This is a genomic window from Kitasatospora sp. NPDC033851, from assembly GCF_055576085.1.
Map to the genome: position 1 here is coordinate 342,810 of NZ_JBVIRL010000007.1, position 22,439 is coordinate 365,248.

Genomic DNA, 22,439 nt, shown 5'->3' on the forward strand with positions numbered 1-22,439 from the left:
GTTGCCGGAAGTGCGGGAGGAGCGGGTTCAGCATGCGGATCGGGGAGTTGGCGGAGCGGGCGGGGACGACCACGCGGGCGTTGCGGTACTACGAGCAGTTGGGGTTGTTGCCGGCCCGGCGGGCGGGCAACGGGTACCGGGCGTACGACGAGGGGGACCTGCGGCTGCTGCGGGAGATCCGGATGCTGCAGGACTTCGGGTTCGGGCTGGAGGAGACCCGGCCGTTCGTGGAGTGTCTGCGGGCGGGGCACCCCGAGGGGGACTCGTGCCCGGCCTCGCTGGAGGTGTACGAGCGCAAGCTCGCCGAGTTGGACGACTGCCTCGCGCGACTGCAGGACGTGCGGGCGCGGGTGGCCGGTCAGTTCGAGCGGGCGGTGCGGGCGCGGGACGACCTCGCGGCTTCCGAGCAACCACCACTGTGTGAACTGGCGAAGGAGTAGGCGATGGTGCAGATCGCGGGTGTGCCGGCGGTGACGGACGAGACGTTCGCCGCGGAGGTGTTGGCGGCCGAGGGGCCGGTGCTGGTGGACTTCACGGCGGACTGGTGCCCGCCGTGCCGGATGATGGCGCCGGTGCTGGCGGACGTCGCGCGGGAGGAAGGGCATCGGCTGCGGGTGGTGAGCGTCGACGTGGACCACAATCCGCGGACCCAGGCGGCGTACGGCGTGCTGTCGATGCCGACGTTGATGGTGTTCCGGGGCGGGCAGCCGGTGCGGTCGGTGGTGGGGGCGCGGGCGAAGGCCCGGCTGCTCCGGGAGCTGGAGGACGTGCTGTAGGCCGTGGGCCAGGCGATGTGCTGGAGCCCGTGGGCTAGGCCGGGACGGGTTCGGTGACGGTCTCGGGTTCGGCGGCCTGCTTGGCGCGGTCCTTGGCCTCGCGGCGGGCGAGGATCCAGACGCCGACCGGGATCATCGCCGTGAACAGCCACCACTGGATGGCGTAGGCCATGTGCGGGCCGATGTCGGAGTGGTTGGGCTCGGGGATCAGCTCGGGCTGGTCGGCTGGGGCCGGGGTGGTGGCGGCGAGTTCGAGGTAGCCGCCGAGGAGGGCGGTGCCGCTCTCCTTGGCCTGCTCGTCCGTGTTGATCAGGTTGAACTGGCGGTCGGGCAGGCCGGCGCGGTCCTTGATGCCGCTGGCGCCGTAGGTCTCCTCGGCGCGCAGACGGCCGGTGAGGGTGACCTCGCCGGTCGGGGCGGCCGGGACGGGCGGGTACTGGGTGGCGCCGTCGCCGGAGGCGACCCAGCCGCGGTTGACCAGGACGGTGCCCTTGCCGTCGGAGAGCTTCAGCGGGGTCACGACGAAGTAGCCGATGCTCCCGTTGGAGTCGGTCCGCTTGCGGACCACGAACTCGTGCGCCACGTCGTACCGGCCGGTGGCGGTCACCGCGCGCCAGGTCAGGTCCCTGGGGACCGCGAACCCGGCGGTCGGCGACAGGGTGTCGAAGGGCACCGGGGCGGCCGTGAGGGCCTTGCCGATCAGCTCGTTCCGGGCCACCCGCGCCTCGTGGCGGTGCAGCTGCCAGAAGCCCAGCTTGATCGTCGCGGGGATCAGCAGCAGAGCGATCAGCATGGTGATCAGCCACTGGCGGGTCAGCAGAAAACGGTACACATGGGAACGGTACGCCGACCTCACAACGGGCTCACGTACCGGGGTGCGGGGCGACCTCACGCAGCAGCTGGAGGAAGGCGTCCTCGGTGACCACCGGGGTGCCGACCTCGCGGGCCTTGCGGGCCTTGCCGCTCCAGCTGTCCGGCTCGTTGGTGACGAGCAGGCTGGTGAGGCGGCTCACCGAGCCGGCGATGTGCAGGCCGGCCTCGACGGCGCGGTCCTCGAGGAGTTCGCGGTCGGTCGAGGTGTCGCCGGTGAAGGCCACCCGCATGCCCTGGACCAGCGGCTTTCCGTCCAGCCAGCGCCCGGGGTTGGGGTACGGGCAGGGCGGGCGCTTCTTGGCCTGGCGGTAGCTCGCGCCGGTCCAGGAGGCGCGGCCGGGGGCGGCGGGCTCGTCCTCGCCGAGGTCGGTGACGGCGACGCAGTTCTGCAGCGGCAGCGGGACGCCGCCGAGGCGGGCGAGGTGCAGGCTGGGGCGGAAGGCCTCGGCGAGCACCCGGGCGTCGTCCAGGGCGTTGTGGGCGTGGCGCTGCTGGACGCCGAAGTGGGCGGCGAGCGAGGACAGCTTGCCGTTGGGCAGCGGCAGACGCAGGTCGCGGGAGAGGACCATGGTGCACAGCCGCTGCTCGACCGGGGCGCGCAGGCCGGCCCGGGAGAACTCGCGGGAGATCATGTTCCAGTCGAAGAGCGCGTTGTGCGCGACCAGGACCCGGCCGCGCAGCCGGTCGGCGAGCTCGTCGGCGACCTGCGGGAAGGTCGGGGCGGCGGAGAGCAGCTCGGTGGTCAGGCCGTGGATCCAGACCGGTCCCGGGTCCCGCTCGGGGTTGACCAGGGTGTACCAGTGGTCGGTGACCTCGCCGTCCGGGTCCAGCTGGTAGACGCCCGCCGAGATGACGCGGTCCGAGCGGCCGAGGCCGGTGGTCTCGACGTCGACGACCGCGAAGCCCTCGTCGGGGGCGGCGGAGCGCTGGGCGGGGACCGGGGCGGTCCTCGGCGCGGGCTGGATCGGTTGCATGGTCCAACAGGATAAGGGGCGCCGCGGAGGGGCCTGGCCGGAATGTTCCGACCGACCGGCCGGAATAGAGTGGTCGGCGGGGGTGTCGTACACCTGGTCGAGATCGTTTCAGCGAAGGAACAGCGCATGCGTGCCACCGTGATTCACGGCCCCAACGACATCCGGATCGAAGACGTACCGGACCCGGTGATCCAGCATCCGACGGACGTGGTGCTCCGCGTGGTGAACGCCTGCATCTGCGGCAGCGACCTGTGGGCCTACCGCGGCGTGGCCCAGCGGGTGGCCGGACAGCGGATCGGGCACGAGTTCCTGGGCGTGGTCGAGGAGGCCGGCGCCGAGGTGCGCGGCTTCGCCAAGGGCGATCTGGTGGTGGCGCCGTTCGTCTGGTCGGACGGGACGTGTGATTTCTGTCGCGAAGGCCTGCAGACCTCCTGCCCGCACGGCGGGTTCTGGGGGCAGGTCGGCTCGGACGGCGGCCAGGGCGAGGCGGTGCGGGTGCCGTTCGCGGACGGGACGCTGGTGAAGCTGCCGAAGGAGGCGGCGGGCGACGAGAAGCTGCTGCCCGGGCTGCTGGCGCTGTCGGACGTGATGGCGACCGGGCACCACGCGGCGGTCTCGGCGCGGGTGCGGCCCGGGGCGACGGTCGCGGTGGTCGGCGACGGCGCGGTGGGCCTGTGCGGCGTCCTGGCGGCGCACCGGCTGGGCGCGGGCCGGATCATCGCGCTGGGCCGGCACACCGCCCGGACCGAGCTGGCCCGGCGCTTCGGGGCGACGGACGTGGTGGCCGAGCGCGGGGACGCCGCCGTCGAGGCGGTCAAGGAGCTGACCGGCGGCCAGGGCGCGCACGCGGTGCTGGAGGCGGTCGGCACCGAGGAGTCGATGCGGACGGCCATCTCGATCACCCGGGACGGCGGCGCGGTCGGGTACGTCGGCGTGCCGCACGGCGGCAGCGCGGGCGTGGACATCGGTCAGATGTTCGGCCGAAACGTTTCGCTGAACGGTGGCGTCGCGCCGGCCCGCGCGTACATCCCCGAGCTGCTGCCGGACGTGCTCTCCGGGGCCATCGAACCGGGCCTGGTCTTCGACCGCACGGTCGGCCTGGACGGCGTGCCGGACGGCTACCGGGCGATGGACGACCGCTCGGCGCTGAAGGTCCGAATCGCCTTCTGACGCATCGTCAAGAGGGGCGGCACCGTTGGTCGGTGCCGCCCCTCTTCGCATGGGGCGGGGGTGGTCCGAAGTGACGCGGGTGGTGGTTTTCGGCCATTCGGATGGCGCGAGGGGGTGAACGACCGGCTGATCGCGGTCAACCCCTTTCGGGGCGGGCACGACGCTCCTAGCATTGCGCGGCGCGCCCGCGACATGTGACGCCCCTCACGCTCGATCGTTCCCCCCGTGTGACAGCTACGCCGAAGGAGTGAGGAGAAAGAGTGGATTCGCCGCCGATCACCACTTCCACTACGGAAGTCCAACTCATCGACGACAGCGAGGAGTTCCGTACCCTGCGGCGCTCGTTCCGGAGCTTCGCCTTCCCGGTCACCATCGGCTTCGTGCTCTGGTACCTGCTCTACGTCCTGCTCTCCTGCTACGCCCCCGGCCTGATGCGCGCCAAGGTCGCCGGGCACGTCAACGTGGCCCTGGTACTCGGGCTGCTGCAGTTCGCCACCACCTTCGCGATCGCCGCCTGGTACGCCCGCTACGCGGACCGGCGGATCGACCCGGCCGCCACCGCGATCCGCGAGGCGCACGGCGCCGTCCTCCATGCCCCCCGGGAGTCCGCCGAATGACATTGCTCGCCAGCTCCGCCACCGAGCACCGCGGCCTGACGATGACCCTGTTCGGGGCCTTCGTGCTGGCCACCCTGGTCATCACCGTCTGGGCCGGGCGGCAGAACCGCAGCGCCGCCGACTTCTACGCCGGCGGCCGTGGCTTCACCGGCTTCCAGAACGGCCTGGCCATCTCCGGCGACTACATGTCCGCGGCCTCCTTCCTCGGCATCGCCGGGCTGATCGCGCTCAACGGCTACGACGGCTTCCTGTACTCGATCGGCTTCCTGGTCGCCTGGCTGGTCGCGCTGCTGCTGATCGCCGAGCCGCTGCGCAACTCCGGCCGGTTCACCATGGCGGACGTCCTCGCGTTCCGGATGCGCCAGCGCCCGGTGCGCACCGCGGCCGGCGTGTCCACCATCGTGGTGTCGATCTTCTACCTGCTCGCCCAGATGGTCGGCGCCGGGGCGCTGGTGGCCCTGCTGCTGGGGGTCACCGGGGAGGGCGCCAAGCGGTGGACCATCCTCGCGGTGGGCGCGCTGATGATCATCTACGTAGTGATAGGGGGCATGAAGGGCACCACCTGGGTGCAGATCGTCAAGGCGGTGCTCCTGATCGCCGGCGCCGCGCTGATGACCGTCCTGGTGCTCGCCAAGTACCACTTCAACCCCTCGGAACTGCTCGGCGCGGCCGCCTCCGCGAGCGGCAAGGGCTCGGCCTTCCTCGAACCCGGGCTGAAGTACGGGGCCACCAACACCTCCAAGCTCGACTTCATCAGCCTCGGGATCGCGCTGGTGCTCGGCACCGCCGGCCTGCCGCACATCCTGGTCCGCTTCTACACCGTCCCCACCGCCAAGGCGGCCCGGAAGTCGGTGCTCTGGGCGATCGGCATCATCGGCGTCTTCTACCTGATGACCCTGGCACTCGGCTTCGGCGCGGCGGCGCTGGTCGGCCGCAGCGGCATGGTGGCCGTCGAGGGCAAGACGCCGTCCGGGAACACCGCGGCGCCACTGCTCGCCGAGCAGCTCGGCGGCGGGGCCGGCACCACCGGCGGGGCGATCATGCTCGCGGTGATCTCGGCGGTCGCCTTCGCCACCATCCTCGCCGTGGTGGCCGGGCTCACCCTCGCCTCCTCGGCCTCCTTCGCGCACGACCTGTACGCCAACGTGATCCGGCGCGGCAAGGCGAGCGAGAAGGAGGAGGTGCGGTCGGCGAAGTGGGCGGCCGTGGCGATCGGCGCGGTCGCCATCGTGCTCAGCCTCTACGCGGGCAAGCTCAGCACCGCCGCCCTGGTGGCGCTCGCCTTCGCGGTGGCCGCCTCGGCGAACCTGCCGACCCTGCTCTACTCGCTGTTCTGGAAACGCTTCACCACCGTCGGCGCGGTCAGCTCGGTCTACGCCGGTCTGATCTCCTCGGTCGTGCTGGTGATCTTCTCCCCGGTGCTGTCCGGTGCCAAGAACTCCCTCTTCCAGGGCGTCGACTTCCACTGGTTCCCACTGGAGAACCCCGGCCTGGTCTCCATCCCGATCGGCTTCCTGGCGGGCTGGCTCGGCACCCTGCTGTCCAGGGAACGTCCCGACCCGGCGAAGTACGCTGAACTGGAGGTCCGCTCGCTGACCGGACTGGGCGCCCATTGATCATCCCGTGATGACTATGCTGGCCCGGCCCGCCGTGACGGTGGCCGGGCCGGCCGCATTTCGGGAAGGACGCACGTGCTGCTCGACACCTTCGGACGACAGGCCGTCGACCTGAGGGTCTCCCTCACGGACCGGTGCAACCTGCGTTGCACCTACTGCATGCCGGAGGAAGGCCTGCAGTGGCTGGCCAAACCGGACCTGCTGACCGACGAGGAGATCGTCCGGCTGGTCACGGTCGCCGTGCGGGACCTGGGCGTCCGCGAGGTCCGCTTCACCGGCGGCGAACCGCTGCTGCGCCCCGGGCTGGTCGCCGTCGTGGCCGCCTGCGCGGAGCTGGAACCGCGCCCCGAGCTCTCGCTGACCACCAACGGCATCGGGCTGGCCCGCACCGCGACCGCGCTGCGCGAGGCCGGCCTCGACCGGGTCAACGTCTCACTGGACACCCTCGACCCCGAGGTCTTCCACACCCTCACCCGCCGCCGGCGCCACCAGGACGTGCTGGACGGGCTGGCCGCCGCCGAGGCCGCCGGGCTGGCGCCGGTGAAGCTGAACGCGGTGCTGATGCGCGGCGTCAACGACCACGAAGCGGCCGACCTGCTGGCCTGGTGCCTGGAACGGGACTACGAGCTGCGCTTCATCGAGCAGATGCCGCTGGACGCCCAGCACGGCTGGGACCGCACCTCGATGGTCACCGCGGAGGAGATCCTCGAACTGCTCCGCGCCCGCTTCGCGCTCACCCCGGAGCCGTCCGCCCGCCGGGGCGCGGCGCCCGCCGAGCGCTGGCTGGTGGACGGCGGCCCGGGCCGGGTGGGCGTGATCGCCTCGGTCACCCGCCCGTTCTGCCGCGCCTGCGACCGTACCCGGCTGACCGCCGACGGCCAGGTGCGCAACTGCCTGTTCGCGACGGGCGAGACCGACCTGCGCACCGCGCTGCGCTCGGGCGCGGACGACGCCGAGCTGGCCGAGCTGTGGCGGGCGGCGATGTGGGGCAAGAAGGCCGGGGCCGGGATCGACGACCCGGAGTTCCACCAGCCCGAGCGGCCGATGTCCGCGATCGGCGGCTAGAGCGGGGCAGGGCTCGGCGGTCAGGAAGCGGTGCCGGGCCCGGGGGTCCAGTCGGCGAAGGCGACGACCTCCTTGAGGAAGCCGCGCACGCCGAGGAACTGGGACAGGTGCTCGCGGTGCTCGTCGCAGGCGAGCCAGGTCTTGCGGCGGTCCGGGGTGTGCAGCTTGGGGTTGTTCCACACCAGCACCCAGCCGGCGTCCGCCCGGCAGCCCTTGGCGGAGCAGATCGGCGTCTGCGGGGTGTCCATCGGGCCGTCCTCAGCGATAGGCGGGAAGTCTGCACCGCCAGTCTGTCACGCCCGGTAGGCACGCCCGTCGGGGCGACCGGGTGCGGGCATGGCGACGCCGGGCAGCCACGGGGGGAGCTGCCCGGCGTCGGTCCGTCGCTCCGACGGGGGATGCGGAGCGCGTACGCAGTATGTCACGCCAGGACCCTCGGTTGGGGAGGTCTTGCATGATTAATCTGAGCTTCTTTTGAGCTTTCGCCTAGCCGCTTGAGGATGAAGCGGGGTGAAACGGACGGTCAGTTCACGTCCTGTGAAGGATCGGTGGCAGCGGCCTTTGCCTCTCCTGTACCGGCAGCCCCACCTGCCCCACCCGCCCCACCCTTCCCGCCGGGTCCCAGCATCAGCGGGGTCTCCGACGGGAACTCGAAGGCGCTCGGCAGACCCGGGGCCCGCTCCCGGCCCGCGTTGGCGACCAGCACGGCGAAGTACGGCAGCAGCACGCCGCCCGCGAGCGCCCCGAACGCCAGCCAGCGCTGGACGTCCCACAGCACCACCGCGAGCAGCACGCAGAGCGTGCGGACCAGCATCGAGATGACGTAGCGGCGCTGGCGTCCCCGGACGTCCTCGGTGAGGCTGCTGCGCGCCCCCGTGATCCGGAAGACCTGCCCGCCGTCGGCGCTCTTGCCCATGTGTCCTACCGCCCTCGTCGCGCACTCGCGCGCCTGGCCGGCGCGGCCTCCTCACGGTACGCCCGGGAGGTCGCGGCGACGAGGCCGGGTGGGGCGGACCCACCCGGTCGGGTACCCGAAGGGCCTGTCCGGCGGACAGGCCCTTCGGGTGTGGCGGGCTGTGTGCCGGGCCGCGGGTGCAGGCTACGAGCGCCGGGAGAGGTACTGCGGGGGTACGGCGTCGGTGAGCCAGACGCCGTTCTCGCTGAGCCGGAACTCGTGGCCGGCCGCCGTCATCGCGGCCGCGTTCACCGTCAGCACCACCGGGCGGCCGTGCCGGGCGCCGACCCTGGTCGCCGTCTCGGTGTCGGCCGAGAGGTGGACGTCCTGGCGGGTCATCGGGCGCAGGCCCTCGCGGAAGATCGCCGCGAGGTGCCGGTCGGCGGTGCCGTGGTAGAGCACGTGGGGCGGCACGGCGGCGGCCAGACCGAGGTCGACCGCCACCGTGTGGCCCTGGTTCGCGCGGATCGAGAGACCGTCCGGCGAGTAGCCGAAGCGGCGCTTGTTGTTGGTGGCCACCAGGTGGTCCAGTTCGGCCCGGGTGAGCGGCCTGCCCTTGGCCGCGAGCGCGGCGAGCAGTTCGTCGACCCGGACCCAGCCGGACCCGTCCAGCGTGACCCCCACCAGCCCGGGCTCGTGCCGCAGGATGCGCGACAGCATCCTGCTCGACCTGACCAGCCGTTTCTCGTCCATCATGTCTCTCGTATCCCCCCGTTGGCCAGCGGCTAAGAGGCCTGGCTGACCGAACTCATGTTGAAGTCCGCGACACGCACGGGTGGCATCGCGGCGCGGGTGAAGTCGTCGCTCCACTCGCGGGGCAGGCAGCGTTCGGTGCGGCCCACCTCGGTGATCCGGTCGAGCAGGTCCACCGGGGACTCGTTGAACCGGAAGTTGTTGACCGCGCCGACGACCTCGCCGTTCTCCACCAGGTAGACGCCGTCCCGGGTGAGGCCGGTGAGCAGCAGCGTCGCCGGGTCCACCTCCCGGATGTACCAGAGGCAGGTGAGCAGCAGGCCGCGCTCGGTGCGGGCGATCATCTCGTCCAGGGTCGGCGCCGACTCCTGGCCGGCCGTCTCCAGGACGAGGTTGTCGATGGCCGGGCGCACCGGAAGTCCGGTGAGGCCGGCCGAGTGGCGGCTGGTGACCAGCTCGTTCAGCACGCCCTCGCGGATCCACTCGGTGGCGGCGAGCGGCTCGCCGTTGTCGAAGACCGAGACGTCCCCGCCGGTGGAGTGGGTGAGCACGAACGGCGGGGCCTGCAGACCGGGTTCCCGCGGGTCGGAGCGCAGCGTGAGCGGCAGGCCGCTGAGCTTGTCGCCGATCCGGGTGCCCCCGCCGGGCTTGGAGAAGACCGTCCGGCCCTCGTGGGCGTCGCGGCCGCCGCAGCACCAGCTGAGGTAGACCATCAGGTCGGCGACGGCCGAGGGCGGCAGCAGCGTCTCGTAGCGGCCGGCCGGCAGGTCCACCTTGCGGGCGCCCCAACCGAGGCGCTTGGTCAGCTCGGTGTGCAGGGCGGTGACGTCGATGTCGGTGAAGTCCCGGGTGGCGGCGCCGACCCAGGCCGAGCCGGACAGGTCGGCGGTCTTGGCGTTGAACTCGACCATGCCGGTGGGCTGGTCGTGGCGCAGCCGCAGGCCGGTGGAGGTGCCCAGGTAGCTGGAGGTCAGCTCGTAGCGGGCGAAGCCGTACAGCAGCTCGCCCTGGGCGGCGGCGCGGGCGAAGGCCTCGCCGAGGGCCGGGCCGAAGGCGTCGAAGACCGCGATCGAGGTCTCGGCGGGCGGCTCGGTGAAGTCCGGGGAGGCGGGCCGGTCGGTGACCAGGGGCTGGGCGTCCTCGGCCGGGCCGGCCGCGCGGGCGGCCTCCTCGGCGGCCCGCACCAGGTCCTCGACGTCCTCCGGGGTGACGGCCTCGCGGGAGACCACGCCGGAGGCGGTGCCCTCGGCGCCGGCCACGGTGGCGATCACGGTCAGCCGGCGGCCGCGGGTGACGCCGTTGGTGGTCAGGGCGTTGCCGGCCCAGCGCAGGTTGGCGGTGGAGTCCTCGTCGGCGATCACCACGCAGCCGTCGGCGCGGGAGAGGCCGAGCGCCAGCTCGACGAGTTCGTGGGGCTGCATCGCGGTCATCAGTGACCCGCCTCCTGCTGGGTGTTGAGCACGTTGACGTTCCGGAACAGCGCCGACGGGCAGCCGTGGCTGACGGCCGCGATCTGGCCGGGCTGCGCCTTGCCGCAGTTGAAGGCGCCGCCGAGCACGTAGGTCTGCGGGCCGCCGACCGCCGCCATCGAGCCCCAGAAGTCGGTGGTGGTGGCCTGGTACGCGAAGTCCTTGACCTGGCCGGCGAGTTCGCCGTTCTTGATGGCGTAGGCGCGTTGCCCCGTGAACTGGAAGTTGTAGCGCTGCATGTCGATCGACCAGGAGCGGTCGCCGACGATGTACAGGCCGTTCTCCACCCCGGCGAACAGGCCCTCGGTGTCCGGGCCGTCGGCGGCGGGCCGGAGTGAGACGTTGGCCATCCGCTGCACCGGGACGTGCGCCGGGGAGTCCGCGAAGGCGCAGCCGTTGGAGCGCTCGAAGCCCTTCAACTTGGCCATGCCGCGGTCCAGTTGGTAACCGACCAGGATGCCGTCCCTGACCAGGTCCCAGGACTGGGTGGCGACGCCCTCGTCGTCGTAGCCGATGGTGGACAGGCCGTGCTCGGCGGTGCGGTCGCCGGTGACGTGCATCAGGTCGGAGCCGTACTCGAGGGTGCCGAGCCGGTCGAAGGTGGCGAAGGAGGTGCCGGCGTAGGCGGCCTCGTAGCCGAGCGCGCGGTCCAGCTCGGTGGCGTGGCCGATCGACTCGTGGATGGTCAGCCAGAGGTTGGACGGGTCGAGGACCAGGTCGTAGCGGCCGGCCTCGACGCTCGGGGCCTTCATCTTCTCGGCCAGCAGGACGGGCAGTTCGGCGAGTTCGGCGTCCCAGTCCCAGCCGGTGCCCGTCACGTACTCGTAGCCGCGGCCGACCGGCGGGGCCAGGGTGCACATCGAGTCGAAGGCGCCGGTGCGCTCGTCGACCGAGGTGGCCTCCAGGTCGGCGTGGAGCCGGATCCGCTGCTGGGTCGTCATGGTGCCCGCGGTGTCCGCGTAGAACTTGTTCTCCTGGACGGTCAGCAGGGCCGCCCGGACGTGCGAGACGCCCTCGGCGGCCAGCAGCCGGGAGCTCCGCTCGGCGAGCAGCGCGGTCTTCTCCGCGTCCGGCACCTCGAAGGGGTTCACCTCGTACGAGGAGACCCAGGTGACGTCCCGGTGGACCGGCTCGTCGGCCAGCTCGACCCGCTCGGCGGAGCCGGCCGCCCGGCTGATCCCGCCCGAGAGGCGGGCCACCGCGACGGCCTGCTCGGCGACCTTCGCCGCCGAGGCGGTGGTGAGGTCCACGCCGGCGGCGAAGCCCCAGGCGCCGTCCAGCAGGACCCGGACGGCGAAGCCCAGCTGCACGCTGTCGGAGGTGCCGGCCGGCCGGGCGTCGCGCAGCCGCCAGGAGGCGCTGCGGATCCGCTCCAGACGGAAGTCGGCGTGGCTCGCGCCGAGCTCGCGGGCCCGGGTGAGGGCGGCGTCGGCGAGGGTGCGCAGCGGCAGGGCGAGGAACAGCGGGTCGACGGCGCGCCCGTGCGGCGCGCCGGCACGATCGGCCGGAGGGATCGGAGGCAATCGGGCTCCCAGGTCGCGGAGGGTGGCGGTGCGGCGCCACAGGGGCGCCCGCACCGCATCATTTCCCGTCCACCGGGTTTCCGGCCAGCGCATTTCGCCCGGTGCGCTGCGGTTTCCGCCCGTACGGTCCGTCGGCAGCGGCCGTCCTGAGGGCGGTGGTGAGGGCGGTCGTGAAGGCCGCCCTGAGGGCCGTCATGAGAGCCGTCCGGGGGAGGCGTCAGCCGACGGACTCCCACCAGCCGTCGAGCTCCGGCGGGTTGTCGACGTCCACCCGCTCGCCGGGACGCGGCACGGCCAGCGGGACGGCGTGCTCCTTGGCCTCCTTCACCAGCCGCTCGACCGGCTCGGCCCACCGGTGCAGGCCGAGGTTGAAGGTGCACCAGTGGACGGGCACCAGCAGGCCGGCCGTCAGGTCCCGGTGGGCGAGGACGGCGTCCTCGGGGGTCATGTGGATGTCCGACCAGGCCTCGTCGTAGGCGCCGATCTGGACCAGCGCGGCGTCGAAGGGGCCGTGCTGCTCGCCGATCCGGGCGTAGCCCTCGAAGTAGCCGGAGTCGCCGGTGTAGAAGACCTTGCGGTTCGGGCCGGCGATCACCCAGGAGCCCCAGAGGGTGGTGTTGCGGGTCAGGCCGCGGCCGGAGAAGTGGTGCGCGGCGGTCAGGGTGAGCACCAGCTCGCCCAGGTTGCAGGTCTCGTCCCAGTCCAGCTCGATGATCCGGTGCTCCGGGACGCCCCAGCGGCGCAGGTGGGAACCGATGCCGAGCGGCACCGCGAAGGGCGCGGACTGGCTGCGCACCAGGCGCTTGACCGTCGCCATGTCCAGGTGGTCGTAGTGGTCGTGCGAGATCAGCACCGCGTCGACCGGCGGCAGCTCCTCCAGCTCGACCGGCACCGGGTGCAGCCGCTTGGGGCCGACGTGCGCGGCGGGGGAGCAGCGGTCGCTCCAGATCGGGTCGAGGAGCACCCGGAAGCCCTCGATCTCCACCAGCGCGGAGGCGTGCCCGTACCAGGTGATCTCCACGCCTTCGGCGGCCGGACCGGGCGGGGTGGCCGGACGGACGGTCGGCACCGGGTGGGCGGGGACGCGGCCCTCGCGCTCGAAGAGCATCCGGCGGGCGGTGGCGCCGTCGAAACCGGGGGCGCCGGCGGTGCGGGCGAGCGTGGAGGGCGCGTTGTGGAAGACGCCGTCGCGGTACTGCGGGGAGTTGCGCACCCGCTCCTCGCGCTCGCCGTCCGGCCGCCGCCCGAACGCCGCGGGCAGGTCGCGCAGCGACCAGGCGGCCGCGCCCAGGCCGGCCGCCAGGGCGGTGAGGGCCAGCAGTCGTCCGCGTCGGGGGGTGTTCCCGGGCCGTGCCTTGGTCATCCGCTCTGCCTTCGTCGCTCGCCGGGATGGTCGGGGGGGAACGGTACCGCCCGCCCCGGGCCGGTCCGTACCACGGGGGCAACGGGTGCGCCCGCCCGTGTTGTTCCCGCACAGTCGCCCCGATCCGGGCAGCGCCCGGGCCTGGGGCGGTGTCGCCGAGCCCGGCCGTGGTGGCGGGCGTGGTTGTCGGATTGCGACAGTTCCTTCGGTGCGGCGCTGTGGGAGCCCGATGCGCCGCCGCCGCCGACCGCCCGATAGCGTCACACTGCGTACGCATTCCGATGTACGCGCTCACACATGGAGAGAGGTGGATCGTTGAGCCGCTCGGTTCTCGTCACCGGAGGAAACCGGGGCATCGGCCTCGCGATCGCCCAGGCCTTCGCCGAAGCAGGCGACAAGGTGGCCATCACCAGCCGCTCGGGTGAGGTGCCCGAAGCCCTGGTGAAGTACGACGTCCTCGCGGTCCGCTGCGACATCACGGACGCCGCGCAGGTCGACGCCGCCTTCACGGAGATCGAGCAGAAGCACGGCGCGGTCGAGGTGCTGGTCGCCAACGCGGGCATCACCAACGACACCCTGCTGCTGCGCATGTCGGAGGAGGACTTCACCTCCGTCGTGGACACCAACCTGACCGGCACCTTCCGGGTGGTCAAGCGCGCCTCCAAGCTGATGATGCGCGCCAAGAAGGGCCGCGTCGTGCTGATCTCCTCCGTGGTGGGCCTGTCCGGCTCGCCGGGCCAGGCCAACTACGCCGCCTCGAAGGCCGGCCTGGTGGGCTTCGCCCGGTCGCTGGCGCGCGAACTCGGCCCGCGCAACATCACCGTCAACGTGGTCGCCCCCGGCTTCGTCGACACCGACATGACCGCCGTGCTCAGTGACGAGCGCCGCGCGGAGATCGTCGCGGGCGTGCCGCTGGGCCGCTACGCGGCGCCCGCCGAGGTCGCCTCCACCGTGCGGTTCCTCGGGTCGGACGAGGCCGCGTACATCACTGGAGCCGTCATTCCCGTCGACGGCGGATTGGGCATGGGTCACTGATCATGAGTGGAATCCTCGAAGGCAAGCGGATCCTGATCACCGGCGTGCTGATGGAGTCCTCCATCGCGTTCCACACCGCCAAGCTCGCGCAGGAGCAGGGCGCGGAGATCATCCTCACCGCCTTCCCGCGCCCGAGCCTGACCGAGCGGATCGCCAAGAAGCTGCCGAAGCCGGTCAAGGTGCTGTCGCTGGACGTGTCCAGCCCCGAGGACCTGGCGGGCATCGCCGACCAGGTCCGCGAGCACCTGCCGACCCTGGACGGCATCGTCCACTCGATCGGCTTCGCCCCGCAGGACGCCCTGGGCGGCAACTTCCTGGACACCCCGTGGGAGTCCGTGGCCACCGCCATGCACGTCTCGGCGTACTCGCTGAAGTCGCTGACCATGGCGCTGCTGCCGCTGATGCAGGACGGCGGCTCGGTGGTCGGCCTGACCTTCGACGCGCAGTTCGCCTGGCCGCAGTACGACTGGATGGGCCCGGCCAAGGCCGCCCTGGAGTCGACCAGCCGCTACATGGCGCGCTACCTGGGCCCGCGCGACATCCGCTGCAACCTGGTCTCGGCCGGCCCGCTCGGCTCGATGGCCGCCAAGTCCATCCCGGGCTTCGGCGACCTGGCCGACACCTGGAACCACCGCTCCCCGCTGAAGTGGGACATGAGCGACCCGGAGCCGACCGGCCGCGCCGTCGTCGCGCTGCTGTCGGACTGGTTCCCGAAGACCACCGGCGAGATCATCCACGTCGACGGCGGAGTGCACGCCATCGGCGCCTGACGACGCTCCGCCCGTACGCCGCTGCCCGGCACCCCTCCCGTGGGGGTGCCGGGCAGCGGCGTTCCGTCCTGCCGGGGGCTCACGGCGTCACGCCCGGGGCCTCAGGCCTCGGCCGTCGGCCGGGGCCTCACGTCTCGGCCGTCGGCCGGGGCCTCACGTCTCGGGCGTCGGCCGGAGCCTCACGTCTCGGCCGTCGCGCAGGCGCCGATGGCGCGGCCGGCCTCGACCGAGGCGCGCTGGGCGTCGCCGGCCCGGATGGCGTCCAGGATGGTGTCGTGGCCGATGTAGCGCTCGGCGATCAGCTCCGGGCCGACGTCGTGCCGCAGGTGGGCGCGGGTGACCTCGCCGAGGTCGGCGTAGACGGCGAGCAGCACGTCGTTGTGGGCGGCGGCCACCACGGCCTGGTGGAAGGCGGCGTCGGCCTGGATGAAGTCCTCGGCGTCGCCGGAGTGCCAGGCGCCCTCCCGGCGGGCCAGCGCGCCGTCCAGCAGCTCCAGGTCGCGCTCGGTGCGGCGCTGGGCGGCCAGGCCGGCCGCCGAGGTCTCCAGCGCCGCCCGCAGCTCGGCGACCTGCGCCTGGTCGGCGTCGGCGAAGCGGCGGTGCATCACCCCGGCCAGCTCGCTGGTGGCCAGCACGTACGTGCCGGAGCCCTGCCGGATGTCGAGCAGGCCGTTGTGGGCGAGGGCGCGGACGGCCTCGCGCACGGTGTTGCGGGCGACGCCCAGCTGCTCGACCAGGGCGGCCTCGGTGGGGATGCGCGAGCCGACCGGCCACTCCCCGGACGTGATCTGGGCGCGCAGCTGCGCGATCACCTGGTCGGACAGCGGGGTGCGCCTCGGCGAGGACAGCGCCACGGTGACTCCTTGCGACTACGGCTCGGGTGGGGCCTGGGTGGAATGTGGCCGGTGGATGAACGGTCGGCACATCATGCCAATTCCGAGGTGCATCAATTCATCCCATCATTCTATGATGGCGCACATGCCCGCAGCAGAGACCACCGCTTCCCCGCGGAACGAGGCCAGGCCGCAGACCGAGCGGCCCGCCGACTCCGCCCCCTCCACCTCCTCCGCCACGTACCTGGGCTGGCTGTTCGCCGTCGCGATCGCCGCCGCCGCCTTCAACCTGCGCCCCGTCGTCACCAGCCTCGGGCCGCTGCTCGACCAGGTCCGCACCGGCCTCGGGATGAACCCGACCCTCGCCGGGCTGCTCACCGCCGTCCCGTCGCTGTGCTTCGGGCTGTTCGGCTTCGCCGCCCCGGCGGCGGCCCGCAGGATCGGCCCGATCGCGGTCGTCACGGCCGGCATGGCCGCCATCACCGCGGGCGTGCTGGCCCGCTCCTTCGCCGGCGGCACCGCGGTGTTCCTGCTGCTGACCGCGCTCGCCCTGGCCGGCGTGGCGGTCTCCAACGTGCTGCTCCCGGTGGTGATCAAGCGGTACTTCCCCGAGAAGGTCGGCCCGATGATCGGCCTGTACTCGATGGCGCTGTCGGCCGGCACCGCGCTGGCCGCCGCCGTCACCGTGCCGCTGACCAGCACCCTCGGCGGCGACTGGCGCTACGGCCTGGGCGTCTGGGCCGCGCTCGCCGCGCTCGCCCTGGTGCTGTGGCTGCCGCTGCTGATCGCCAAGCGCGAGCGCGGCGAGCGGGCGGGGGGCACCGCCGCCCCGGTCAAGCTGCCGATCACCCGCAGCCGTACCGCCTGGGCGCTGGCCTGCTTCTTCGGCCTCCAGGCCACCGGCGCGTACGTGGTGATGGGCTGGCTGCCGAAGATCTTCCAGGACTCGGGCATCGACAAGGGCACCTCCGGGGTGCTGCTCGCGGTCACCATGGTGATCGGCGTGCCGGTCTCCTTCGTGCTGCCCAACCTGGCCGCCCGCCGCGGCGACCAGCGGCTGTTCGTGGTGGTGCTGGCCTCCTGCGGCATCGCCGGGTACGCCGGGCTGGCGCTGGCCCCGGCCGGCGCGCCGTGGGTCTGGGCCGTCCTGGTCGGCCTGTCCAACTGCGCCTTCCCCCTGGTGCTGACCATGATCGGGCTGCGCGCCCGGACGGCGGGCGGGGTGGCCCAGCTGTCCGCCTTCGCCCAGGGCGTCGGCTACCTGATCTCCATCCCCGGCCCGATCCTGATCGGCCGGATCTACCAGGTCACCGGCGAGTGGTACTGGCCGCTGGGCTTCCTGGCGCTGCTGCTGGTGCCGCAGATGCTGTTCGGCCTGCGGGCCGCGCGGGCCCGGCACATCGAGGACGAGGCGGTCCGCCCGGCGGAGCCGGTCAGGGCCTGACCGAGAAGGCCCGGGCCGGTCAAGGCCTGACCAAGAAGGCCCGGGCCGGTCAAGGCCTGACCAAGAAGGCGGGGCCAGCGAGGGACGGGCGTGTTCGGGATGGGAGGATTCCCGACATGCCCGTTCTTGACCCGAACCCGACCGACGGCCGCAAGCAGCTCGGCCGTATCGCCCTGGCCTTCGTCGGCATCGCGGTGCTGGTGGCGGTGATCGCCACCATCGCCAGCTCGATGGGCTGACGGCCGTCCGACCGAAGCCCGCCCCCGTCCGACCCCCGTCCGACCGCCATTCGAAGTCCCGGTGAACGGGGCATGATGGCGCCCGACACCCGACGGAGTGGCAGCAACCGGGAGCGTCGCGACGCCGGGCGGCTTTTCTGCCAAGCTTGCTGGGTATGAGCGCCGAAACGCCCCGCAGGATCATCGTTCTCCGCCATGCCAAGGCCGACTGGCCGGACGGCGTGGACGACCACGAGCGGCCGCTGGCCGACCGGGGCCGCCACCAGGCCCCGGAAGCCGGCCGCTGGCTGGTCGATTCCGGCATCAACCCCGAGTACGTGCTCTGCTCCACGGCCCTGCGCGCCCGCGAGACCTGGAAGCTGGCGGTGCACGAGTTGCCCAAGCGGGCCCGCAAGACCGTGTACGAGGACCGGGTCTACGAGGCCCGGCCCGGCGAGATCATCGCCGTCCTCCAGGAGACCCCGGAGGAGTACGCGGACCTGGTGCTGGTCGGCCACAATCCCGGGGTGCTGGGCCTGACCCAGGTGCTGGCCGGTGACGCGGGCGACCGGGACGCGCTGGAGCGGCTGCGCCTCGGCGGGTTCCCGACGGCGGCGATCGCGGTGCTCAGCTTCAGCGGCTCGTGGAAGGGTGTCGAGCCGGGCGTGGCTGAGCTGGTCTCGTACTACACGCCGCCGCAGGACTGATTCCCGGACCGTACGTGAGGGGCGCGCGGATCCGATCCGCGCGCCCCTCACGTACGTCCGTAGGCCCTCCTCGGCGGGCCCCGCTCGGTCGGCCGCTACTCGTCCTCGGTCGGGGTGCCGTGCAGCGCGTCGGCGGCCTCGACCTCCTCGCGGGTGATGCCCAGCAGGTAGAGCACGGTGTCCAGGAACGGCACGTTCACCGCGGTGTCGGCGGCCTCGCGCACCACCGGCTTGGCGTTGAACGCCACCCCGAGCCCGGCCGCGTTCAGCATGTCCAGGTCGTTGGCGCCGTCGCCGATCGCCACCGTCTGCTCCAGCGGCACCTTCGCCTGCTCGGCGAAGCGGGCCAGCCAGCGGGCCTTGCCGGCCCGGTCCACGATCTCGCCGACCACCCGGCCGGTGAACTTGCCGTCCACCACCTCCAGGGTGTTGGCCGCCGCGAAGTCCAGCCCCAGCTGCTCCACCAGGTGGTCGGTGACCTGGGTGAACCCGCCGGAGACCACCGCGACCTGGAAGCCGAGGCGCTGCAGCGTACGGATCAGGGTGCGCGCGCCCGGCGTGAAGCGGACCTCCGCGCGGACCTTCTCCGTCACCGAGGCGTCCAGCCCGGCCAGCAGCGCCACCCGGGCGTGCAGCGACTCGGCGAAGTCCAGCTCGCCGCGCATCGCCGCCGCCGTCACCTCGGCGACCTGCTCCTCGCAGCCCGCGTGGGCGGCGAACAGCTCGATCACCTCGTCCTGGATGAGGGTGGAGTCGACGTCCATGACCACCAGGCGCTTGGCCCGGCGCTCCAGCCCGGACGCGACCACCGCGACGTCCACCCGCTGGGTGGCCGCCTCCTGGGCCAGCTCGGCCCGCAACTCCTCGGTGGCCACACCGGAGACGGCCAGCTCGACCGCCGTCACCGGGTACTTGGCGAGCCGGAAGACCCGGTCGATGTTGCCGCCCGCCGCGGTGATCCGGGAGGTCAGCGCGGAGACGGCGGCGGCGGTCAGCGGGTGACCGAGCACCGTGACGTGCGAACGGCCCTCGCGGCGCGGCCGGTTGTCGCCGATACCGGAGAGGATCTCGGCCTGGAGCTTCTGCTCGTCCGCCCAGCGGTGGACGGTGGCCCGCAGTCCGCCCTCGGCGTCGGGCGCGGTGGGCGGGGTGACCAGGGCGCACAGCGTGATGCGGCCACGGGTCACGACCTGCTCGATGTCGATGACGTCGACGCCGAAGCCGGCCAACGTCGCGAAGAGGCCGGCGGTGATGCCGGGGCGGTCTTTGCCGAACACCTTGACGAGCAGGGTGCGCTCGTCCGCGGTCCGGGGCTGGGCGGCGGGGAGGGGCTCAGCGGCCAGGGGCGATGCGTTCATGGTGCCTCCCACGCTACCCGTCGGCCGGTGGCCCGAGACCACCTGTCCCACCCCGCGGGACGCCGCGGGCCCGCGCTCCGGTAGCAGCCTGGTCACAGTCACCCGGGGCGACTTTCATCGGCGGTCGGCGGGCTGGAATGATGCCCACCGTCAGTCACAGGAACAGCGCACCCCCGGCCGGGGGCCACAATTCGGGGGAACCGAGAGAGCGGGGCAGGCGAGCAGTGCCGCAACTCGTCATTGAGATCAACGGACAGCAGCGGACTCTGGAGCCCGGGCGGTCCTACACCATCGGGCGCAACCCGCAGTCGGACTTCCCGTTCGACGACGCCAGGGTCTCCTGGCACCACGGGACCATCAGCTTCAACGGCAGCGGTTGGCAGCTGGAGGACCACGGCAGCACCAACGGCACGTACGTGGCCGGCGCCCGCACCATGCACGCCCAGCTGTTCCCCGGAGCCGTCGTCAATCTTGGCAACCCGGAGAACGGCCCCCGGCTCGGCTTCTCCGCGCCCGCGCACGCCGCCGCCCCGCACGCCACGCCGATGCACGAGGCCGCCACCAGCCGCGGCCCGGTGCCGCAGCCCCAGCAGCCGGGCTGGCAGCAGCAGGACCCGTACCAGCAGCCGCAGCAGCAGGCCTGGGCGGGTCAGCCGCAGGCCCAGCAGCCGTTCCCGCAGCAGCAGTACGCGCCGCCGGCCCAGCAGGGCGGCTTCCCGCAGCAGCAGGGCTTCCCGGACCAGGGGTTCCCGCAGGACCAGGGCTTCCCGCCGCCGCAGCACGGCGCCGGCGGCGGCCCGCAGCCGACCGTCATCCGCAGCCTGACGTCGGCCATGAACACGATCCGGATCGGTCGCGCACTCGACAACGACATCGTGGTGTCCGACCTCCAGGTCTCCCGCCACCACGCCGAGCTGCGCCAGCTCCCGGACGGCCGCTACGAGATCGTCGACCTCGGCAGCCACAACGGCATCTTCCTCAACGGCCAGCGGGTGCAGCGTCAGCTGATGGGCCCGCAGGACCGGCTGACCGTCGGCCACTCCGGCTTCGTGCTGGTCGGCGACCAGCTGCAGGAGTTCGTCGACACCGGCGCGGTCTCCTTCTCCGCCCGCCACCTGACCGTCGAGGTCGAGCACAAGGGCGCCAAGAAGATCCTGCTCGACGACGTCAGCTTCGGCGTCCCGGAGAAGTCCCTGGTCGCGGTCATCGGCCCGTCCGGCTCCGGCAAGTCCACGCTGCTGCGCGCCCTCACCGGCTACCGCCCCGCCGACCGCGGCGAGGTGCTGTACGACGGGCGCAACCTCTACAAGCAGTTCGCCGAACTCCGCTCGCGCATCGGCCTGGTGCCGCAGTCCGAGATCCTGCACCGCGAACTCACCGTCCGCAGCGGCCTCAAGTACGCGGCCCGGCTGCGCTTCCCCGGCGACACCGAGGCCAGCGAGCGTGCGGCCCGGATCGACGAGGTGCTGTACGAGCTGCGCCTGGACAAGCGCGCCGACAACAAGATCACCGCGCTCTCCGGCGGCCAGCAGAAGCGCGTCTCGGTCGCCCTGGAGCTGCTCACCAAGCCGTCGCTGATCTTCCTGGACGAGCCCACCTCGGGCCTCGACCCGGGCATGGACCGCGAGGTCATGCAGATGCTGCGCGGCCTCGCCGACGACGGCCGCACCATCCTGGTCGTCACCCACTCGGTGGCCGAACTCGCGCTCTGCGACCGGCTGCTGGTGATGGCGCCGGGCGGTGCGGTGGCCTACTTCGGCCCGCCGGACGAGGCGCTGCACTTCTTCGGGTACGAGACCTGGGCGGACGTCTTCCAGGCCTTCGAGAACTACCCGGAGCACGACTGGGCCGGCCGCTACCGCGGCTCGGTGCACTACCAGCAGTACTCCGCCCCCACCGTCGACGCCGGCGAGGTGCAGCACGTGCAGGTGGCCCAGGAGGCCATCAAGCCGCCGAAGCCGCAGAGCTGGGGCTCCCAGCTGTGGACGCTGATGCGGCGCTACATGTCCGTGCTCGCCTCGGACCGCGGCTTCCTCGCACTGTCGGTGCTGCTGCCCGCGGTCATCGGCGCGGTCAGTGTGCTGATCCCCAACGAACCGGGGCTCGCGCCCAACCCGAAGACGCAGCTCCACCTCAACAGCGGCGCCGCGACGATCATGCTGATCCTGGCGATCGGCGCCTGCTTCTCCGGAGCGGCCAACTCGGTCCGCGAGTTGATCAAGGAACGGGCGATCTACGAGCGAGAACGAGCCACCGGGCTCTCCCGCTCGGCGTACATGATGTCCAAGATCATCGTGCTGGGCTTCTTCAGCGTGATCCAGGGCGCCATCATCTCCGCCGTCGGCTTCCTGCCGCGCAAGCTGCCCGAGCACGGCCTGCTCGTCAAGAACCTGCCGCTCATCGAGATGACCGTCGGCATGATCCTGCTGAGCTTCGCCGCGATGATGTTCGGCCTGATGATCTCCGCACTGGTGAAGACCGCCGAGAAGACCATGCCGCTGCTGGTCATGTTCGCCATCGTCCAGGTCGTCTTCACCGGCTGCCTCTTCCAGATCTTCAGCAAGCCCGGCCTGGAACAGGTCGCCTGGCTGATGCCGGCCCGCTGGGGAACCGGCATCGTCTCCACCACGCTCGACCTGTCCCAGCTCATGGGCCCCTGGAACAAGGACTTCCAGCACCCGAACTACGACCCGCTCTGGAAGCACTCGGTCGCCCAGTGGGCGATCGACGCGAGCGTGCTGATCGTGATCTCGGTCCTCATCGGCATCCTCGTCACCCGGCTCCAGCGCCGGCACGAGCCCGAGGTCATGCAGAAGGGCTGAGCCCCTTCCGAACCGCCGAGGGGCGGCCTTCCCGAACGGGAGGGCCGCCCCTCGGCCTTTGTGGACCCGGCGGCGTTGTGGGCCCAGCGGCCTAGGTCCTCGGACCTGCGTCCGGCGCGGCCGCAGGCGGACGCGAGCGCCCCGGCGGCGGCGGTAGT

General features: G+C 72.4%; 22 protein-coding genes. 12 read left to right on the plus strand and 10 right to left on the minus strand.

Translation table 11 applies throughout. The features are described from left to right. Window positions 1-32: 32 nt before the first annotated feature. Window positions 33-440 carry a MerR family transcriptional regulator gene (locus tag ACZ51D_RS17000; protein WP_360499660.1) on the plus strand — a complete coding sequence of 136 codons (408 nt, stop codon included), beginning with the start codon at window positions 33-35 and terminating at the stop codon, window positions 438-440. 3 nt (window positions 441-443) lie between these two features. Further along, window positions 444-776: a thioredoxin gene (gene trxA, locus ACZ51D_RS17005; RefSeq protein WP_465621136.1), complete on the plus strand. Its 333-nt coding sequence runs from the start codon at window positions 444-446 to the stop codon at window positions 774-776. 34 nt (window positions 777-810) lie between these two features. On the opposite strand, the gene ACZ51D_RS17010 is transcribed toward trxA, so the two are convergent. Next, entirely contained in the window at window positions 811-1,608 is a 798-nt protein-coding gene (locus tag ACZ51D_RS17010) for an SURF1 family cytochrome oxidase biogenesis protein (RefSeq protein WP_360499664.1), read from the minus strand. Between the two features lie 31 nt (window positions 1,609-1,639). Continuing rightward, window positions 1,640-2,623 (minus strand): DEDDh family exonuclease, encoded by a 984-nt coding sequence (locus tag ACZ51D_RS17015; RefSeq protein ID WP_465621138.1) that lies wholly within the window; start codon window positions 2,621-2,623, stop codon window positions 1,640-1,642. Window positions 2,624-2,749: 126 nt separating this feature from the next. Between ACZ51D_RS17015 and ACZ51D_RS17020 the strand changes: the two genes are divergently transcribed. The 4 genes from ACZ51D_RS17020 (at window position 2,750) to moaA (ending at window position 7,091) form a co-directional block, all read left to right on the plus strand. After that, a complete protein-coding gene (locus ACZ51D_RS17020) occupies window positions 2,750-3,793 on the plus strand; it encodes a zinc-dependent alcohol dehydrogenase family protein (protein ID WP_360499668.1) in 1,044 nt (347 codons plus the stop codon). A gap of 260 nt (window positions 3,794-4,053) precedes the next feature. Next, the gene (locus ACZ51D_RS17025; protein ID WP_360499670.1) at window positions 4,054-4,410 is read left to right on the plus strand and encodes a DUF485 domain-containing protein; all 357 of its coding nucleotides are present in this window, start codon (window positions 4,054-4,056) and stop codon (window positions 4,408-4,410) included. Further along, on the plus strand, window positions 4,407-6,026 hold the full coding sequence (locus tag ACZ51D_RS17030; protein WP_360499672.1) for a solute symporter family protein: 1,620 nt from the start codon (window positions 4,407-4,409) through the stop codon (window positions 6,024-6,026). The genes ACZ51D_RS17025 and ACZ51D_RS17030 overlap by 4 nt, the downstream gene beginning before the upstream one ends. A gap of 75 nt (window positions 6,027-6,101) precedes the next feature. After that, entirely contained in the window at window positions 6,102-7,091 is a 990-nt protein-coding gene (moaA, locus tag ACZ51D_RS17035) for a GTP 3',8-cyclase MoaA (RefSeq protein ID WP_360499674.1), read from the plus strand. A gap of 20 nt (window positions 7,092-7,111) precedes the next feature. Here moaA and ACZ51D_RS17040 read toward each other — a convergent pair whose 3' ends face one another. The 6 genes from ACZ51D_RS17040 to ACZ51D_RS17065 all read right to left on the minus strand — a co-directional run bounded on the left by ACZ51D_RS17040 (window position 7,112) and on the right by ACZ51D_RS17065 (window position 13,094). Further along, a complete protein-coding gene (locus ACZ51D_RS17040) occupies window positions 7,112-7,339 on the minus strand; it encodes a hypothetical protein (RefSeq protein WP_465621142.1) in 228 nt (75 codons plus the stop codon). A gap of 275 nt (window positions 7,340-7,614) precedes the next feature. After that, entirely contained in the window at window positions 7,615-8,007 is a 393-nt protein-coding gene (locus ACZ51D_RS17045) for a DUF3099 domain-containing protein (RefSeq protein WP_360499678.1), read from the minus strand. A 183-nt stretch (window positions 8,008-8,190) separates the two neighbouring features. Continuing rightward, window positions 8,191-8,739 carry an RNA 2'-phosphotransferase gene (locus tag ACZ51D_RS17050; protein WP_465621184.1) on the minus strand — a complete coding sequence of 183 codons (549 nt, stop codon included), beginning with the start codon at window positions 8,737-8,739 and terminating at the stop codon, window positions 8,191-8,193. 32 nt (window positions 8,740-8,771) lie between these two features. Further along, entirely contained in the window at window positions 8,772-10,169 is a 1,398-nt protein-coding gene (locus ACZ51D_RS17055) for a metallopeptidase TldD-related protein (RefSeq protein ID WP_465662677.1), read from the minus strand. Further along, window positions 10,169-11,731: a TldD/PmbA family protein gene (locus ACZ51D_RS17060; RefSeq protein WP_465621148.1), complete on the minus strand. Its 1,563-nt coding sequence runs from the start codon at window positions 11,729-11,731 to the stop codon at window positions 10,169-10,171. The genes ACZ51D_RS17055 and ACZ51D_RS17060 overlap by 1 nt, the downstream gene beginning before the upstream one ends. Window positions 11,732-11,948: 217 nt before the next feature. Then, the gene (locus ACZ51D_RS17065; RefSeq protein WP_465621152.1) at window positions 11,949-13,094 is read right to left on the minus strand and encodes an MBL fold metallo-hydrolase; all 1,146 of its coding nucleotides are present in this window, start codon (window positions 13,092-13,094) and stop codon (window positions 11,949-11,951) included. 315 nt (window positions 13,095-13,409) lie between these two features. Here ACZ51D_RS17065 and fabG point away from each other — a divergent pair, with 315 nt between their 5' ends. Together fabG and fabI are read left to right on the plus strand one after the other, a co-directional pair. After that, window positions 13,410-14,129 (plus strand): 3-oxoacyl-[acyl-carrier-protein] reductase, encoded by a 720-nt coding sequence (gene fabG, locus ACZ51D_RS17070; RefSeq protein WP_360499684.1) that lies wholly within the window; start codon window positions 13,410-13,412, stop codon window positions 14,127-14,129. Between the two features lie 2 nt (window positions 14,130-14,131). After that, window positions 14,132-14,899 carry an enoyl-ACP reductase FabI gene (fabI, locus tag ACZ51D_RS17075; RefSeq protein WP_360499686.1) on the plus strand — a complete coding sequence of 256 codons (768 nt, stop codon included), beginning with the start codon at window positions 14,132-14,134 and terminating at the stop codon, window positions 14,897-14,899. A 179-nt stretch (window positions 14,900-15,078) separates the two neighbouring features. Here the strand turns inward: fabI and ACZ51D_RS17080 are convergent, their stop codons facing one another. Next, window positions 15,079-15,753: a FadR/GntR family transcriptional regulator gene (locus ACZ51D_RS17080; RefSeq protein WP_360499688.1), complete on the minus strand. Its 675-nt coding sequence runs from the start codon at window positions 15,751-15,753 to the stop codon at window positions 15,079-15,081. A gap of 124 nt (window positions 15,754-15,877) precedes the next feature. Between ACZ51D_RS17080 and ACZ51D_RS17085 the strand changes: the two genes are divergently transcribed. The 3 genes from ACZ51D_RS17085 to ACZ51D_RS17095 all read left to right on the plus strand — a co-directional run bounded on the left by ACZ51D_RS17085 (window position 15,878) and on the right by ACZ51D_RS17095 (window position 18,101). Further along, the gene (locus ACZ51D_RS17085; protein ID WP_465621155.1) at window positions 15,878-17,176 is read left to right on the plus strand and encodes a CynX/NimT family MFS transporter; all 1,299 of its coding nucleotides are present in this window, start codon (window positions 15,878-15,880) and stop codon (window positions 17,174-17,176) included. A 116-nt stretch (window positions 17,177-17,292) separates the two neighbouring features. Next, the gene (locus ACZ51D_RS17090) at window positions 17,293-17,415 is read left to right on the plus strand and encodes an SGM_5486 family transporter-associated protein (protein ID WP_465621157.1); all 123 of its coding nucleotides are present in this window, start codon (window positions 17,293-17,295) and stop codon (window positions 17,413-17,415) included. 155 nt (window positions 17,416-17,570) lie between these two features. Beyond that, window positions 17,571-18,101: a SixA phosphatase family protein gene (locus ACZ51D_RS17095; protein WP_360499694.1), complete on the plus strand. Its 531-nt coding sequence runs from the start codon at window positions 17,571-17,573 to the stop codon at window positions 18,099-18,101. A gap of 95 nt (window positions 18,102-18,196) precedes the next feature. Here ACZ51D_RS17095 and serB read toward each other — a convergent pair whose 3' ends face one another. Continuing rightward, entirely contained in the window at window positions 18,197-19,459 is a 1,263-nt protein-coding gene (gene serB / locus ACZ51D_RS17100) for a phosphoserine phosphatase SerB (protein ID WP_465662679.1), read from the minus strand. A 224-nt stretch (window positions 19,460-19,683) separates the two neighbouring features. On the opposite strand from serB, the gene ACZ51D_RS17105 reads away from it, so the two are divergent. Further along, a complete protein-coding gene (locus tag ACZ51D_RS17105; RefSeq protein WP_465621161.1) occupies window positions 19,684-22,281 on the plus strand; it encodes an FHA domain-containing protein in 2,598 nt (865 codons plus the stop codon). Window positions 22,282-22,439 lie beyond the last annotated feature (158 nt).

What these genes read in the sequence shown, in the direction of transcription:
- ACZ51D_RS17000 (WP_360499660.1), top strand. Translation starts at nt 33, where the DNA reads ATGCGGATCGGGGAGTTGGCGGAGCGGGCGGGGACGACCACGCGGGCG.
- trxA (WP_465621136.1), top strand. Translation starts at nt 444, where the DNA reads ATGGTGCAGATCGCGGGTGTGCCGGCGGTGACGGACGAGACGTTCGCC.
- ACZ51D_RS17015 (WP_465621138.1), bottom strand. Translation starts at nt 2,623, where the DNA reads ATGCAACCGATCCAGCCCGCGCCGAGGACCGCCCCGGTCCCCGCCCAG.
- ACZ51D_RS17020 (WP_360499668.1), top strand. Translation starts at nt 2,750, where the DNA reads ATGCGTGCCACCGTGATTCACGGCCCCAACGACATCCGGATCGAAGAC.
- ACZ51D_RS17030 (WP_360499672.1), top strand. Translation starts at nt 4,407, where the DNA reads ATGACATTGCTCGCCAGCTCCGCCACCGAGCACCGCGGCCTGACGATG.
- ACZ51D_RS17040 (WP_465621142.1), bottom strand. Translation starts at nt 7,339, where the DNA reads ATGGACACCCCGCAGACGCCGATCTGCTCCGCCAAGGGCTGCCGGGCG.
- ACZ51D_RS17045 (WP_360499678.1), bottom strand. Translation starts at nt 8,007, where the DNA reads ATGGGCAAGAGCGCCGACGGCGGGCAGGTCTTCCGGATCACGGGGGCG.
- ACZ51D_RS17050 (WP_465621184.1), bottom strand. Translation starts at nt 8,739, where the DNA reads ATGGACGAGAAACGGCTGGTCAGGTCGAGCAGGATGCTGTCGCGCATC.
- ACZ51D_RS17055 (WP_465662677.1), bottom strand. Translation starts at nt 10,169, where the DNA reads ATGACCGCGATGCAGCCCCACGAACTCGTCGAGCTGGCGCTCGGCCTC.
- ACZ51D_RS17065 (WP_465621152.1), bottom strand. Translation starts at nt 13,094, where the DNA reads ATGACCAAGGCACGGCCCGGGAACACCCCCCGACGCGGACGACTGCTG.
- fabI (WP_360499686.1), top strand. Translation starts at nt 14,132, where the DNA reads ATGAGTGGAATCCTCGAAGGCAAGCGGATCCTGATCACCGGCGTGCTG.
- ACZ51D_RS17085 (WP_465621155.1), top strand. Translation starts at nt 15,878, where the DNA reads ATGCCCGCAGCAGAGACCACCGCTTCCCCGCGGAACGAGGCCAGGCCG.
- ACZ51D_RS17090 (WP_465621157.1), top strand. Translation starts at nt 17,293, where the DNA reads ATGCCCGTTCTTGACCCGAACCCGACCGACGGCCGCAAGCAGCTCGGC.
- ACZ51D_RS17095 (WP_360499694.1), top strand. Translation starts at nt 17,571, where the DNA reads ATGAGCGCCGAAACGCCCCGCAGGATCATCGTTCTCCGCCATGCCAAG.
- serB (WP_465662679.1), bottom strand. Translation starts at nt 19,459, where the DNA reads ATGAACGCATCGCCCCTGGCCGCTGAGCCCCTCCCCGCCGCCCAGCCC.